Source organism: Chryseobacterium ginsenosidimutans, assembly GCF_024807225.1.
In the GTDB taxonomy this organism is placed as follows: domain Bacteria; phylum Bacteroidota; class Bacteroidia; order Flavobacteriales; family Weeksellaceae; genus Chryseobacterium; species Chryseobacterium ginsenosidimutans.
The window spans coordinates 938,289-954,542 of the sequence record NZ_JANUCO010000001.1 but is presented as its reverse complement, the minus strand read 5'-3'; the positions used below and the strand labels follow the sequence as shown (position 1 = coordinate 954,542).

The window sequence follows — 16,254 nt, the reverse complement described above, 5'->3', positions numbered from 1 at the left end:
TAAATTATCAGGCTGTAAAATTTGTTTTAAAATATTAATTATGAAGCTACAACAGTTCCTTTGAAAGAAAGAGTCTTAGGAGTTTTGCTGTCGCTAGTTGTAACGTTAACTGTTTTCATAAACGCACCTGCTGCTGCTGCATTATAGCTTGCTTCTACAAACCCTTTTTTCCCCGGAAGGATAGGCGTTTTTGTATAGTCTGCTGTAGTACAACCGCAAGATGGCGCTACGTTTTCGATAACGATTGGTTTTTTTGTTGTGTTTGTAAATTCAAATCTGATCGCTTTTGGTTTTCCTTGAGGAATATTTCCAACATCGATAGATTCTGATTTCCATGTGATAGCATCTGCAATTGCTTTTACGATAGGGTTATTTTCTACAGAAACTACACCTGCATAGATTGGAGAGAATGCTAAAACTGCTAAAAGAGCTGTAATTTTTAATTTTTTCATGATATAAATTTATTAATGGTTTAAAAAAACGTTTTTCATTTTTGATATAGCAAATGTAGGATGATTATTCTTTCAACATGTTAATCGTTATCAAACATTTGTTAATAAGTTGTTAATGATAAAAAATTAATAGATATTTTTGGATAATATTGCTTCTGTAAATGGAAATAAAGAAACTCAATATCATTATCACTCTGGGATTTGTCGCTATTATCGGAATTTTGATAGCCCAGCTTCTATGGACTCGACAGGCATATAATCTTGAGAATAAAAAGTTTGACCAAAAGGTAAATATCGCTTTAATGGAAGTCGTGGAAAAATTATCCGGAGGCGAAACTTCTTTCACGGAAAACCCTGTACAGAATATTTCCAACGATTATTATGTGGTTAATATTAATAATGAATTTCATCCCGAAGTCTTGGAACATTATCTGAAAACAGAATTTACACGTTTCCAAATAAATACCGATTATGTTTACGCATTATACAATTGCCACAGCGATAAAATGATCTATGGAAAATATATTTCGACCCATCAGGAAAGTCCTAATAATAAAGTTATTAAATTCCCCAAGCATAAAAATCTTGTCTATTATTTTTCCATCCGTTTTCCGGATAAAACGACTTATCTGATAAGTTCATTACGGTTTTGGTATCTGTTGACATTTGCGCTTATCATTATTCTTTTGGTATACGTTTATTCGATATATACGATTATTCAGCAGAAAAAATTCTCGGAGCTGCAGCGGGATTTTATTAATAATATGACGCACGAGTTTAAGACTCCTCTTTCCTCTATTCTTCTGGCTTCTGAAGCACTCACCAAGCAGGAACTGATAAAGGAAAATCCTAAACTGCAGACCTATACTTCCATCATCACCGATCAAAGTTATAAATTGAATAATCATATTGAAAAAATATTGAATATTGCTAAAAACGATGCTTCCGGATTGTCATTAAAGCCTCAAAAGATACTTTTATTTCCTTTCATTCAGGAAATTGCAGATACCATTAAGCATAAGAATGAAAATATTTCGATTCAAATAAATGTTGATAGTACGATCTCCATCATTGCGGATGAATTTCACTTTACCAATATCATTTACAACATTTTAGATAATTCCATTAAATATTGCGAAACAAACCCTCAAATCAATATTTCTTCATTTAAAGATTCAAAAGGTTTATATTTAAAATTTAAAGACAACGGAATGGGTATTCCTGCTAAAAATATTCCTCATATTTTTGATAAATTTTACAGGATAAATACAAAAAAAAGTGATGAAGTGAACGGTTTTGGATTAGGTTTATTCTATGTTAAAAAAATCGTGCAACAACATAACTGGAAAATTTCAGTTGAAAACAATACGGATAAAGGAATTACCATAACCCTGTTTTTACCGTTTTAAAAATAATAGTGCAAATCATGGAGAAATCTAAAATTTTATATGCAGAAGATGACAAAACAATCGCTTTTCTGATTCAGGACAGCCTGGAAAGTTATTATGATATTTCCTGTTATCCCGATGGAAAATCTGCACTGGAAGCCTTCAACAAAGAAAGTTTCGACATTTGCCTTTTAGATATCATGATGCCGGAACTCAACGGTTTTGAACTGGCTCAATGTATTCGCGATAAAAACTCTGAAATTCCCATTATTTTCATTTCTGCAAAAGCTTTGAAAGAAGATAGAATTAAAGGATTGAAAATCGGCGCCGATGATTATCTGGTAAAACCTTTCAGTATTGAAGAGCTGATTTTGAAAATTGAAGTTTTCCTGAAACGATCAAAGAAAACAGAATCTTTTCCCCAAAAATATACCGTCGGAAAATACAATTTCGATCCTAAAAATTACACTTTACAGGATACTCAAAATACAATTACCCTTACTCAAAGAGAATCTGAATTGCTGCTTTATTTTATCCGTAATAAAAATACTGTGCTGAAAAGGCAGGATATTTTGAAGGCAATTTGGGGAGACGATGATTATTTTATGGGGCGAAGTCTGGATGTATTTATTTCGAGATTACGAAAGGTTTTTGCCGATGAACAGGATATAATCATTGAAAATCTTCACGGAATCGGTTTCCGGTTTTCTGAAAAATAATAAATTTTAAACAATTAAAAAGGTAAATAATTATTATTTGATTTTATCTAAATTTACCCTTCCAAAAAAATATTCATTCATGAAAAGGTCAGCAACTCCTCTTTTTCTATTTCTTTTATTTTTCAGTTTACAGTTTAAAGCTCAAAAATTTGAAAAATTATACCAATATGTCAATCCGTTAATCGGGACAGAAAAAATGGGACATACGTATCCGGGAGCGACTGCGCCTTTCGGAGCGGTTCAATTAAGTCCGGAAACCGACAGTATTTCTTATGAACTCAACGGAAAATACAATGGCGACGTTTATAAATATTGTGCAGGTTATCGATATGAAGACAAAACGATCGTAGGTTTCAGTTCGACGCATTTTAGCGGAACAGGACATTCCGATTTGGGAGATTTTTTAATGATGCCGACTGTCGGAAAATTACAATTAAATCCCGGAACAGCTTCTAATCCTGAAACTGGCTACAGAAGCAGATTCTCCCATCAAAACGAAAAAGCAGAAGCAGGATATTACAAAGTAAAATTGGATGATAGTAATATTTTAGCGGAATTAACGGCGACAACAAGAGTCGGAGTTCACCGTTATACTTTCCCGAAATCTGATCAGGCTCATATTATTTTAGATTTAATGGCCGGAATTTACAATTATGATGGCAAAAATATCTGGACTTATGTTCGCGTAGAAAATGGAAATACCATCACAGGTTACAGACAAACCAACGGTTGGGCAAGAACGAGAACGGTTTATTTTGCATTGAAATTTTCTAAACCTTTTAAATCTTACGGTCAGAAAAATTATGATGGAAAGCAAGTTTATGGAGGATTCTGGAGAAAATTTGACCAGACCAAAAACTTCCCTGAAATTGCAGGAAAAAATCTGAAAATGTATTTTGATTTTGATACGAATGAAAATGAAGCGATTGAAGTTAAGTTAGCCATTTCTCCTGTAAGTCAAGTTAATGCTTTAGAAAACTTAGAAAAAGAAGCAGGAAATTTATCTTTTGATCAAGTGAAAGCTCAAACACAGGAAACTTGGAATAAAGAATTAAATAAAATCGTCGTAAAAGGCTCTGAAACTGAGAAAACGAACTTTTATACTGCGATGTATCATACTTTTATCAATCCTACAACTTACACGGATGTTAACGGAGAATATAAAGGTTTAGATCAAAACATTCACAAAGCGGAAGGTTTCACGAACTATACAACCTTCTCACTTTGGGATACGTATCGGGCGCTTCATCCATTTTTCAACATTATTCAACCCAAAAGAAATAATGATATGGTGAAATCGATGATGGCACATTACAATCAGTTTTCGATGAAAATGTTGCCAATCTGGTCGCATTATGCGAATGACAATTGGTGTATGAGCGGTTATCACAGCGTAAGTGTCGTTGCGGATGCGATTATCAAAGGAAATTATGACGGAGATCCAAAAGAAGCCTTGAAAGCTTGTGTAGAAACGGCAAATAAAAGAGATTATGAAGGCATCGGATATTATATAGATAAAGGATATATTCCTGCTGAAAAAAGTGGAACTTCAGTTTCCAATACCTTGGAATACGCTTATGATGATTGGGCGATTGCGCAATTGGCAAAACATTTGGGTGAAACGGAAATTTATAATCAATTCATCAAACGTTCTGAAAACTGGAAAAATAATTTCGATAAAACCATCGGATTTATGCGTCCTCGTTTAGCGGATGGAAGTTTTAAGAAAGATTTCAATGCATTAAGTACACATGATCAAGGTTTCATCGAAGGGAATTCCTGGAATTACAGTTTCTTTGTTCCTCAAAATCCGGATGAATTAATTACAATGATGGGTGGAAAGAAAAAATTTGCTTCAAAATTGGATGAATTGTTCACGATGCATTTACCGGACGAGTTTTTTGCAGACACGGAAGACATTACCAGAGAAGGAATTATCGGCGGATATGTTCACGGAAACGAACCGGCGCATCATGTTGCCTATTTCTACAATTGGGCTGGACAACCTTGGAAAACTCAGGCACAGATTAGACGAATTTTAGAAATGCAATACAAAGCAACTCCCGATGGATTGGGCGGAAATGATGATGCAGGACAAATGAGCGCTTGGTATATTTTGAGCTCGCTTGGTTTTTATCCGGTTGCTCCGGGTTCTGAAGATTATGCGATTGGAAGTCCTGCGATTGACAACGCTGTTTTAAATTTAGAAAACGGAAAAACGTTTGAAATTGAAGCCATCAATCAAAATCCGAAAAATGTGTATGTTCAAAAAATTCTTTTAAATGGAAAAGAAATTAAAAACTTTACTTTGAAGCATTCTGATATTATGAATGGCGGGAAATTGAGTTTTTATATGAGTTCTAAGGCATGGAAATAGTTTTTAAACACAAATGGCACTGATGTTTTGCACTAATTTTCACAAATAAAATCCATGAGCTGTCATTAAAATGGAGCAAAAGTAGAGTGACGAATTTATAAATAATTTTCTCGCAGATTTTACTGATTACGCAGATTTTTTTAACGCAATCATCTGCTAAATTTGCTTAATCTGCGAGATAGAAAAAAGACTGCAAATTGCAGTCTTTTTTTATTTGTAAATTTTAGGTTTTGGCTAAAGCCAATTTTGATATTTTTAAATAAACAAGGGAGCTAAAGGCCGCTCTTATTGATATAATTGTATGAAAATTCTATTACAATTTATTCCTGAACTTCAAAAAGCAAACGCTCTCCGAATCTTTGTTCATTAATTTTTCCGTTATCATAAACCAGATTTCCGTTGACAAAAGTATGGGTAACTTTAGAATGGAAATTCATTCCTTCCAACGGACTCCAACCACATTTGTACAAGATATTTTCTTTAGCGACCGTCCAGTTTTCATTAAGATCAACCAAAACAAGATCTGCTTTATAACCTACTCTCACAAAACCTCTTTTTTCCACTCTGAAAAGAATCGCCGGATTATGAGACATTTTTTCAACGATCTTTTCTAAAGAGATTTTTCCGTTTTTATAATTTTCCAGCATGACCACCAAAGAATGCTGAACCAAAGGCGCTCCGGAAGGACATTTTGTATACACATTCTGTTTTTCTTCCCATGTGTGAGGCGCATGATCTGTTGCAATCACATCAATTCTATCATCCAGCAACGCTTCCCAAAGTCCGTCTTTGTCTTTTTGCGTTTTTACGGCAGGATTCCATTTGATTAATCCACCTTTTGTGTCGTAATCTTCATTCGTGAAAGTCAAGTGGTGAACACAAACTTCTGCAGTAATTTTTTTATCTTTTAAAGGAATATCATTTCTGAAAAGTTCCATTTCTTTTGCTGTTGACAAATGGAAAACGTGAAGTCTCGCTCCTGTTTTTTTCGCCAATTCAATCGCTTTTGAAGAAGATTTATAACAAGCCTCCTCGCTTCTTATCAAATGGTGGAATTTCACAGGAATATCTTCACCGTATTCATCCATATATTTTTGAGTATTGGCTTTAATCGTCGCTTCATCCTCACAATGAACGGCAATCAGCATTTTGGTATTGCTGAAAATATTTTCAAGCGTTTCAGGATTGTCAACCAACATATTTCCTGTGGAAGAGCCTAAAAACAATTTAATTCCGGGAACATTTCTTGGGTTTGTTTTCAATAATTCTTCTAAATTATCATTCGTTCCGCCCATCATAAAACCGTAGTTGGCGTAAGCTTTTTGAGAACCTATTTCGTATTTATCCGCCAATAATTCCTGCGTTACCGCATTCGGAACGGTGTTCGGTTGATCGATAAAACTCGTTGTCCCACCCGCAATTGCAGCTCTTGATTCGGTTTCAATATCACCTTTGTGCGTCAAACCCGGATCACGAAAATGCACCTGATCATCAATTACTCCCGGCAAAAGATATTTTCCGGAACCGTCGATAACCTTATCGGCTTCTTCAGAAATATTGGAATCTATTTTAGAAATTAAATCATTTTCAATTAAAATATCGCTTTCAACAATCTGTCCTTCGTTGACGATTTTTACGTTTTTGATTAAGGTCTTCATTTACTTTTTTAGATATTAGATTTCGGATACCAGATTTTAGATTGCTTCATCTGATATTTTCATTTTAAGCAAAATTAAGATTTATGAATGAATTTTAATGTCATGAATAAAAAATCAATTCCTAATTATTTACATTTGCAAGAAATTTCACATTTTGTATAAGAAACTATTAGGTCAAACAATCATTTACGGAGTAGGAGCAATTGCTCCCAGGATTATTTTATTTATCCTTAATCCTCTTTTGATCTATAAAATTCCCAATGAAGGTTTTGCGATTTTCACACAGTTATACGCATGGATCTCATTTGTTAACATTCTACTTTCTTTTGGTTTTGAAACCGCTTATTTTAGATTTTCTGCCGAAGAAGGTAATGAAAAGAAAACCTTTAATACTTCGTTCTGGTTTTTGTTTTCAACCTCTACTGTTTTTCTCGCATTATGTTATTTATTCAACCAACCAATAGCGGATTATGCAGGTTATCATGATAATCCCGAATATATCAAATGGTTTGCAATGATTGCTTTTTTCGACAATTTATTGGTAATTCCGTTTGCATGGCTGCGTTTTCATAATAAACCGATCAAATATTCAGTAGTAAGAATAGTTCAGGCTATATTTCAGGCAGTTTTTACAGCTGCATTATTTTTCTGGATTCCGGAAAGCATATCAAAAAGCTTTGGTTTGGATCAAAATGTAGACTTCCCATTTTTCAGTAATTTGGCAGGAAGCGCATTAGGGTTTTTATTATTGCTTCCTATTATATTAAAAGTAAGATTTCAGTTTATAACTTCTTTGTTTGGGCGCATGATCAAATATTCATTCCCATTAATGCTTGCAGGATTAGCTTTTATGGTGAATGAAAACTTTGACAAATCGATCCAAAGAAATCATATTTCAGACGAAGAAGCTGGAGCTTACGGTGGCTGTTATAAATTGGCAGTGCTTATGACATTGTTTGTTACAGCTTATAGAATGGGTATTGAACCTTTCTTTTTTAAACAAATGGACAAAGGTGATGCCAAGAAAACTTATGCTAAAGTTGCAGAATATTTCGCATTCTTTGCATGTGCTGTCGCTTTAGGAATTATCGCTAATATTTCTTGGTTAAAAGATGTTTTTATCCCCAACAAATCCTATTGGATCGCAATAGATATCATCCCGATTATTGTAATTGCCAATCTTTGCTTCGGAATATATTATAACTTTTCCACTTGGTATAAAGTAACAGACAAAACCAGCGTCGGAACCATTATTTCATGGCTTGGAGCAGGTATAAATATTACGCTCAATCTTTTAGCATTAAACTATTATCACAGCATGATGGGTTCTGCATGGGCAACTTTCGGAGCCTATGTTATTATGATGATTGTATCTTATTTATTAGGTCAGAAATATTATCCTATACCTTATAGAATGAAGAAAATGTCTTTCTTTTTGATATTATTATCGGTTTTCAGCTTTATCATCGTGAAATATTTAAATTATAATATCTTAACCAGTAATTTATTATTTTTAATTTTTGTTGGAATTCTTGTATACTCTGAAAAAAACATGTTATTATCCAAAATTAAAAGATAAATTTCAAATTAAATTTGACACTCGTTTAATTTAACACAGTATTAAAAAGATATAAATAATCACCCATCAATGATTTTATTCCTATCTTTAACTTTATTATTAAAACTACTAAATAAAAACATACTTACATAGTTTATGAAAATTATCGTTCCTATGGCTGGACGCGGTTTCCAGATTACGTCCACATACACTTACTGTTCCAAAACCTCTTATTCCTATCGCAGGAAAACCCATCGTACAGAGATTGGTGGAAGATATTGCTAAAGTTGCAGGGGAAAATATTGAAGAAGTAGCTTTTATCATTGGAGATTTTGGTCCTGAGATTGAAAAATCTCTCCTTCAGATCGCTGAAAAATTAGGAGCAAAAGGAAGCATATATTATCAGACCGATCCTCTTGGGACGGCTCATGCCATTAAATGTGCAGAACAATCGATGAGCGGAGATGTTGTCATTGCTTTTGCAGACACGCTTTTCCGTGCAGATTTCGTATTAGATAAAAATTCAGATGGTGTAATTTGGGTGAAAAGTGTAGAAGATCCATCAGCTTTCGGAGTTGTAAAATTGGATAACAACGGTTTCATCACAGATTTTGTTGAAAAACCTACCACTTTCGTTTCAGATCTTGCCATTATTGGTATCTATTATTTCAACAGTGCTGAAAAATTGATGTCCGAAATTAATTATATCATGGATAATGATATTAAAAACGGTGGTGAATATCAATTAACGACTGCTTTGGAAAATCTTAGAGCAAAAGGTGCAAAATTCTCTCTTGGAAAAGTGAACGACTGGATGGATTGCGGTAACAAAAACGCAACCGTGGAAACCAACAGTAAAATCCTTGAATACGAAAGAGAGGAAATGTCTCACTTCCCGGCTTCAGCGGAAATCGAAAACTCTTTGATCATTCAGCCTTGCTTTATTGGGGAAAATGTGAAAATTTCGAATTCAAAAATCGGTCCCGGAGTTTCATTGGGAAACAATACGATTATTGTAAATTCAAATATTGAAAACTCTTTAGTTCAGGAAAATACAAGAATTAATCATGGAAACCTTTCTAATTCAATGATCGGAAATTCGGCACAATATTTCGGTGTTGCGAGAGAAATTTCTTTGGGAGATTATTCAGTTTTAGATTTTTTATCTAAATAATAGATTATCTTTAACTTAACTAATAATAAAATCAAACCACACAACTTATTTTGTGTGGTTTGGCGTTAATATTGCAACGTATTTTTAAAATTGAAAAGGTAAATACATGAAAAACTGGATCATAGTCCTATTATTGCTTTTAGTAGTGACTTCTTGTAAGACAAGGAATTCTGCCAGAAAAAAAGATAATACGCTTAAAATTGACAGTACTTACGTTTTAGAAGAAGACAGCAAAAAACCGAGAGACGTCAATGAACCGGTGAGTGATAAAATGGCATTCTACGAACATGTAATTCCGCAGCCTCAGTTTGAGCAGATAAAAATCAGCAGCAAAGTAAATGTAGAAACCGGAAGTTTTGTTCCGACGCTTGATGCTACCATTTATATTGAAAAAGACAAGAAAGTCTGGATGAATCTTCAGGCATTTTTGTTCACCGTTGCCCGTGGAATTGCCACTCCGGAAGGAATAAAAGGGCAGGATAAAACATCAAAAGTATTTATTGATTCTGATTTTGAGTATCTAAATAATTTACTGAATGTAAATTTTATCGATTACAAATCTTTAGAAAAAATCTTGTTGGGAAGAACATTTGTTAAGATTAATGATTCTCAATTTACGCTGACAAGAAATGCGCAAGGCTTTCAAATGGCATCAAATGTGAATCAGAAAATCGTAACAGACGAAAAAACAAGAGAATACAAAATTGTTTTACAGTATGATAAAAATTATGATTTGCTGAGCGTGAATTTAAAAGACGTTTTATCTCCTGATGAAATGGATGTTTCTTATGATAATTGGGAAGACATCAATGGAATCAGGCTTCCGAGAAATGTTAAAATAATTATAAAAGGATCAAAAAGCAGTCAGATTTTAATGGAAAATACGAAATTTGACTTTTCGAGGATGGATACACCCTATTCTGTACCATCTAGTTATAAGAAAATTGAGATTAAATGATTAAAAAATTTAGCTTTTTAATAGGTATTTTACTGTTCGGACTCCACAATGGGCAGACCCAGAAGAAGGAACAGCTGCAAAAACAAAATGCCGAACTTAAAAAACAAATTGCACAAATAAATACCGATTTAGCGAAGACCCGAAATGAGTCTAAGCTGTCTATTGCTTATCTTGATAACGTTAATAAAAAATTAGCGTTAAGAGAAAAAGTTTACAACAATACACAGAAGGAAAAAAGATTTATTGAGGATGATATTTACCTTCGTCAGTTGGAAATCAACCATCAAAACAAAGATTTAAAAGTTCTTAGAGAGAATTATGCTAAAGTTTTAGTGAATGCTTATAAAAATAAAGGCGTACAAAATAAAGTAACCTTCATTCTTTCTGCCAAAAACATGGGAGAAGCAATAAGAAGAGTTCAATACTTAAAGCAATATTCGGATTATCAGGATAAAAAAGCAGCAGAAATTACCAATGCTGCAGCCAAAATAAAGCAAACAATTAATCAGAAACAAAACTCTGTAAAAGAGAAAGCGAATTTATTGGTAAATCAACAGAAAGATTTAACAACAATAAATGCTGAAAGATCTCAAAAAGAACAGCTAGTACAGGATTTCAAGAAAAATGAATCTAAATTATCGGCAGAACTCAGACAAAAGCAAACTCAGTCTAAGGCATTGGAAGGACAAATAAGATCCATCATTGCTGAAGAAATAAGAATAGCAAAAGCAGAGGAAGAAGTAAGAAAAAAAGCAGAAGCAGAAAAAATCCGTCTAGCAAAAATAGCTGCTGAAAGAGAAAAAGCAAGAATTGAAGCTGAAAATAAAGCTCGAGCTGAAGCCTTAGAAAAAGAAAGGATAGCCGCAGAGGCAGAAGTAAGAAAAGCTTCAGAACTGGCTGCAAAAAGAGCTGAAGAAGAAAGAAAACGAAATGATGAAGCGGCAAGAAGTGAAGCTACAGCAAGAGACGAAGCAAGAAAAGTAGCTGCTAAAAAAGCATCCGACGAAGCATCGGCAAAAGCAAAAGAAGCTTCCGTAAAATTAGTGGCAGCAAAAGCCGCTGAAGCAGCGCTGGAAAAGAAAAAAGAAGATGACAAAAAAGCTGCAGAAACCAAGGCGATGACTAGTTATGGGGTTACTACTATTGCCGGAAGTAATTTTGCAGATAATAAAGGAAAATTAGGATATCCTGCAGACAGAGTAGGACAAATTACTCACCGTTTCGGAACATGGCCGCATCCTATTTATAAAAATATTAAAGAAGAAAATAACGGTATTAAAATTGCCGTACCATCAGGAACACGTGCAAAATCGGTATTCCCAGGAACCGTATCTTCTGTTATAGCAAGTAATGATGGTACAAAAACAGTGATGGTGAAGCACGGTAATTATTTCACTATTTATTCCAACTTAGGAAGCGTAAGCGTTTCTAAAGGACAGCAAGTTTCTGCAGGAACTGTTTTAGGTGTCATAGGTCAGGATTTTGATGGGACTTATACCCTTGATTTTCAGGTATGGAACGGGGGTACACCAGTTGATCCTTTAGGTTGGGTTTCTTATTAAAAAAGATTAACTTTGTAAAAAATTTAGAAATGAATACACTAACAATATTGTCATTATCTTGGCAACATCTCTTAATCGTAGCAATAATTTTGGTAGTTCTTTTCGGGGGTAGAAAAATTCCTGAATTAATGAGAGGTGTAGGTTCTGGTATTAAAGAATTTAAAGATGCTGTAAAGGAAGAAGACAAACCAGGTTCTGAGAAAAAAACCTCTTCAACCGACGTTAATAATCCTTCTAGCAACTAAAAATTCTTTATAACACGATGAATTTTACAGAGACTGCATGGAAAGTCTTCAATCAATCTATTGAAGATTATCACGTGTCTGATGACGTTAACACTCTAATTAATAACCCGTTCGAAAAGGATACTTTGGAACGAATTTTGTATGCTAAAAACTGGATTGATACCGTTCAATGGCATTTGGAAGATATAATTAGAGATGAAAATATTGATCCAGCTGAAGCTCTTCATCTGAAGAGAACCATAGATGCATCGAATCAGAAAAGAACTGATTTGGTAGAATTTATCGACAGTTGGTTTCTTACTAAGTTTGAAAATATAACTCCTAAACCGGAAGCAAAAATCAATACTGAAACTATCGCATGGGCGGTAGACAGACTGTCAATTCTTGCTTTAAAGGTTTATCATATGTCGTTAGAAGCACACAGAGATTCAGCTTCAGAAGAGCACAGAGCCAATTGTAAGGCAAAACTGGATGTTCTTCTTACGCAGCACGAGGATCTGTCGGTTTCTATTAATCAGTTGCTTACTGATATTGAGAACGGTGATGTTAAGATAAAGGTGTACAAACAAATGAAAATGTACAACGATGAAAGTCTTAACCCAATCCTTTATCAAAAGGAGCAACAGAAATGAAACGACTAATTTTTTTTGGAGTAATACTTATTATAACATCTTCTTGCGCAACGGAAAAGCAAAACTTTTCTCCGTTGTCGACGAGTTTTTATAGTGAAACCAAAGGTTCTGATTCGGACAGAGGAACAAAGAACAGCATTGAAATTAATGTAAAAGAAAATGTAAATGCTTCTGAAATCTCCAACCTGATTGCTACCTTTCCCCAATTCAAAAATACGGGTTTAAACACCGAAATCACAGCATTGAAGTACAGTCTGCAAAATTATCTATATGCAATCGATGCCAATAATGTGAACGGGAAAAAAAGAGCTGTAAAAGACTTTGAAAAATCTTATAAAAAAATTCAAAAGCTGAGACAAAATCTTAATAAAGATGATAACGAGGTTCTCAACAGATATCTGGTACGATTAAAAACCAACATTTCTGCAATTGAAGATTCTATAAAAGGAAATTAAAAAAAATAATTAGGGCATTAATGATTAAAATTCAGGCGGAATCCAACGTTCCTACGGAACACGGCACTTTCCGAATGATTGCTTTATCCGAAAACGAAAATGACTGGATGCCTCATATGGCAATTGTCGCAGAAAATACAGACTTTTCAAAACCTGTAAACGTGCGTTTCCACTCAGAATGTATCACCGGAGAAGTTTTCCATTCAAAAAAATGTGAATGTGGGCAGCAATTAGACGCTGCGATGAAATATATCCATGAAAATGGAGGAATTGTAGTTTACCTTCGACAGGAAGGAAGAAATATCGGGATCATCAATAAATTAAAAGCATACTCTTTACAGGAAAAAGGATTTGATACTGTAGAAGCCAACTTAAAACTTGGACTTCCCGCAGATGACAGAAACTTCGGAGTGGCAATCGATATCTTAAATTTATTAGACGTAAAAGATATCAACCTTCTTACCAACAATCCCGAAAAGGTAAAATACGTAAAAGAAAGTAATATTCATTTGAACTCAAGAATTCCTTTACAGATTCCGGCAAACGAGAATAGTAAAGGCTATTTACAGACAAAGAAAGATTATTTTGGTCATTTACTTGATGATAATGACAACTAGATAAAAAGCAAAAGCTCCGATAGAATTTCTATCGGAGCTTTTTTTGTAATTATAAAAAACTGAAAAGATATACTAATTATTTAGTGACTGTTGTATTGATTACTTTAGATTCATCTAAATTGTAATATTTTACAACTGCATTATAGTCACTGTAATCTATACTTGTTTTACCTGAACTAGCAGGAACTAATACGATTCTGAATTTTTGGCTGTTTAAATATTGATTTGCTTCCGCAGATGTTAATCCTGTTGACAAATTAAAATTTTCATCATCAACACTAATTTGTACATTCTGAGAATCAAAAACAAAATTATACTGGAATTCTCTACCAGTAGGCATACCTGTAGCATTCGGCAAATACATCATTTTTGGAATTAACTGCCAAGAATCTCCTAAATATCTATATACTAATACAACATCTGTACTTTGAATATTAATTCCCTGAGTGAATGCATAACTGTTTGCGTTTGTAAAAGTTCCAGTTACATCTCTCATTTGAGAATAAGTATCATTATCCGTATATGGAGTATCATTATTATTATCATCACAGCTGAATATGAACAAGCTCACAAAAGCTAATAGTAAAATTGGAAGAAATTTTTTCATTTTATAAAAGTTTAGTTGTTTATTATTTATAATGCATATTCAAATCATATACCAAAAAATTCAAAAACATTGTTTTCATCATTTTTTTAATTGTATTTTTGTTCTTATTCAAAAAATTATGAAGAAACTGGCTTATACTTCGCTCTTTATTTTCTTATTTCTAAGCTCAAAAATCACAGCTCAATATCAACCTAAAAATATTTCCAAGGAAGATTTGAAAAAGGCAAATCGATGGGTTGACAAAACATATAAAAGCCTTTCGCAAGATGAAAAACTAGGACAGCTTTTTATTATTGCATTATATACCAACAGAGGTGAAAATGAGATCAATACCGTAAGAAACATCGTTATTAATGATAAAATCGGAGGTTTGATTTTAATGCAGGATGATGCAGCAAGAGAAATTAACTTGGTGAACGAGTTTCAGCAAAAATCAAAAGTTCCTCTGATGATCGGGATGGATGCAGAATGGGGAATTTTCCAGAGAATTGCAACCGCTCACAAGTTTCCGTGGGCAATGACGTTGGGCGCGATTCAGGATAAAAATTTAATATACCAGATGTCTGCCAAAATCGCCGAAGACTGCCATAGAATGGGAATTAATTGGGATTTTGCGCCAGTTGTGGATGTAAACACAAATCCCGACAATCCGATTATCGGAAACAGAAGCTTCGGTTTCTGAGGTAAATAATGTGATTAGTTCCGCTCTAGCCTATTCAAACGGACTTCAGGATAATAATATTCTCGCAGCAATTAAACATTTTCCGGGACACGGTGATACGAGTACAGATTCTCATTTAGATTTACCCGTAGTTTCACATAATTTAGATAGATTGAATAATATTGAGTTGGCTCCATTCAAAGACTTGATGAATAAAGGGATCGGAGGTGTAATGGTCGCCCATTTGTACGTTCCTGCGTTAGAATCGGGAAAGGGAATTCCGGCTTCTGTTTCTAAAAATATTATTACAGGATTATTAAAAGATCAATTAGGTTATAAAGGTTTAATCATCACCGATGCTCTAAACATGGGCGCTGTAGCCAATAAATACAACCCCGGAGAATTGGATGCAATGGCTTTTAAAGCAGGAAATGATATCATGCTGTTTTCTCAAGGAGTTGCAAATGGTAAAAAATTGATCCAAAAAGCAATCGACAACAGAGAAATTTCTCAATCGAGAGTGGAAGAAAGTGTGAAGAAAATTCTTCTGACAAAATATTTCTTAGGTTTGGATAAATATTCACCGAAAAGTCCCGAAAATATTAATTCAGATTTAAACAATGATTCTCATAAAGTGTTGGCTCAGAATTTATATTCAAATGCTTTGACTTTATTGAAAGATGATAAAAAATTGCTTCCTTTAAATGGAAAACAGGTTTATTATATTCCTTTGGAAGAAGCTCCTTATCAGACTTTCGTGAATCAATTGGGATCAAATATAATCATTAAAAAAGCAGACGAAATCAATACAATTCCTGCAAATTCTACAGTGATTGTTGGTTTGCATAAAGACAATTCAACAGCTTACAAACCTTATAAAATTTCAGACGCAGCGAAAAAAGTTTTGGCAGATTTAACAAAGAATCAAAATATCATTCTAAATGTTTTTGGAAGCGCTTATGCTTTGAAAGATATTGATATTTCAAAAGTTTCTACAGTTTTAGTATCTTACGAAAACAACGACGATTCAATGACGGCAACAGCAAATGCGCTGAACGGAAAAACAAAAATCTGGGGCAGACTTCCTGTCTTAGTCAATGATAAATTAAAAGCAGGAATGGGAATCGATTTGATCCCGGCAACTGTAAAATAACGTGTGAATTAAAATATTTACAACATCAAAACAACAAT

Annotated in this window: 13 protein-coding genes and 2 pseudogenes; 12 read left to right on the top strand and 3 right to left on the bottom strand. The window is 33.8% G+C overall.

Annotated features, from left to right (window positions below; all coding sequences use genetic code 11):
• Positions 1–38: 38 nt before the first annotated feature.
• Entirely contained in the window at positions 39–452 is a 414-nt protein-coding gene (locus J3D55_RS04670; protein WP_259128534.1) for a DUF1573 domain-containing protein, read from the bottom strand.
• 161 nt (positions 453–613) lie between these two features.
• Between J3D55_RS04670 and J3D55_RS04665 the strand changes: the two genes are divergently transcribed.
• From J3D55_RS04665 to J3D55_RS04655, 3 genes are all read left to right on the top strand, one after another.
• Positions 614–1,861 carry an ATP-binding protein gene (locus J3D55_RS04665; protein ID WP_259128533.1) on the top strand — a complete coding sequence of 416 codons (1,248 nt, stop codon included), beginning with the start codon at positions 614–616 and terminating at the stop codon, positions 1,859–1,861.
• 17 nt (positions 1,862–1,878) lie between these two features.
• Positions 1,879–2,559, top strand: coding sequence for a response regulator transcription factor (locus tag J3D55_RS04660; protein ID WP_259128532.1), 681 nt, complete (start codon positions 1,879–1,881; stop codon positions 2,557–2,559).
• Positions 2,560–2,638: 79 nt separating this feature from the next.
• Entirely contained in the window at positions 2,639–4,936 is a 2,298-nt protein-coding gene (locus J3D55_RS04655) for a GH92 family glycosyl hydrolase (RefSeq protein ID WP_259128531.1), read from the top strand.
• Between the two features lie 320 nt (positions 4,937–5,256).
• Here J3D55_RS04655 and J3D55_RS04650 read toward each other — a convergent pair whose 3' ends face one another.
• Positions 5,257–6,594, bottom strand: coding sequence for a dihydroorotase (locus tag J3D55_RS04650; RefSeq protein ID WP_259128530.1), 1,338 nt, complete (start codon positions 6,592–6,594; stop codon positions 5,257–5,259).
• 154 nt (positions 6,595–6,748) lie between these two features.
• Here J3D55_RS04650 and J3D55_RS04645 point away from each other — a divergent pair, with 154 nt between their 5' ends.
• The 8 genes and pseudogenes from J3D55_RS04645 (at position 6,749) to ribA (ending at position 13,795) form a co-directional block, all read left to right on the top strand.
• Positions 6,749–8,173: an oligosaccharide flippase family protein gene (locus J3D55_RS04645; RefSeq protein ID WP_259128529.1), complete on the top strand. Its 1,425-nt coding sequence runs from the start codon at positions 6,749–6,751 to the stop codon at positions 8,171–8,173.
• Positions 8,174–8,308: 135 nt separating this feature from the next.
• A pseudogene (locus J3D55_RS04640) lies at positions 8,309–9,326 on the top strand (sugar phosphate nucleotidyltransferase).
• A gap of 106 nt (positions 9,327–9,432) precedes the next feature.
• Positions 9,433–10,284, top strand: coding sequence for a lipoprotein insertase outer membrane protein LolB1 (lolB1, locus tag J3D55_RS04635; protein WP_259128528.1), 852 nt, complete (start codon positions 9,433–9,435; stop codon positions 10,282–10,284).
• On the top strand, positions 10,281–11,846 hold the full coding sequence (locus J3D55_RS04630) for a peptidoglycan DD-metalloendopeptidase family protein (RefSeq protein ID WP_259128526.1): 1,566 nt from the start codon (positions 10,281–10,283) through the stop codon (positions 11,844–11,846). Before lolB1 ends, J3D55_RS04630 begins: the two co-directional genes overlap by 4 nt.
• A gap of 29 nt (positions 11,847–11,875) precedes the next feature.
• Entirely contained in the window at positions 11,876–12,091 is a 216-nt protein-coding gene (locus tag J3D55_RS04625; protein WP_259128525.1) for a Sec-independent protein translocase subunit TatA/TatB, read from the top strand.
• A 17-nt stretch (positions 12,092–12,108) separates the two neighbouring features.
• On the top strand, positions 12,109–12,723 hold the full coding sequence (locus J3D55_RS04620; RefSeq protein WP_259128524.1) for a DUF4254 domain-containing protein: 615 nt from the start codon (positions 12,109–12,111) through the stop codon (positions 12,721–12,723).
• On the top strand, positions 12,720–13,178 hold the full coding sequence (locus J3D55_RS04615) for a hypothetical protein (RefSeq protein ID WP_259128523.1): 459 nt from the start codon (positions 12,720–12,722) through the stop codon (positions 13,176–13,178). The genes J3D55_RS04620 and J3D55_RS04615 overlap by 4 nt, the downstream gene beginning before the upstream one ends.
• 20 nt (positions 13,179–13,198) lie before the next feature.
• A complete protein-coding gene (gene ribA, locus J3D55_RS04610; RefSeq protein ID WP_259128522.1) occupies positions 13,199–13,795 on the top strand; it encodes a GTP cyclohydrolase II in 597 nt (198 codons plus the stop codon).
• A 76-nt stretch (positions 13,796–13,871) separates the two neighbouring features.
• On the opposite strand, the gene J3D55_RS04605 is transcribed toward ribA, so the two are convergent.
• Positions 13,872–14,402 (bottom strand): hypothetical protein, encoded by a 531-nt coding sequence (locus J3D55_RS04605; protein WP_259128521.1) that lies wholly within the window; start codon positions 14,400–14,402, stop codon positions 13,872–13,874.
• Between the two features lie 118 nt (positions 14,403–14,520).
• Here J3D55_RS04605 and J3D55_RS04600 point away from each other — a divergent pair.
• A pseudogene (locus J3D55_RS04600) lies at positions 14,521–16,216 on the top strand (glycoside hydrolase family 3 protein).
• The last annotated feature ends 38 nt before the right edge of the window (positions 16,217–16,254 follow it).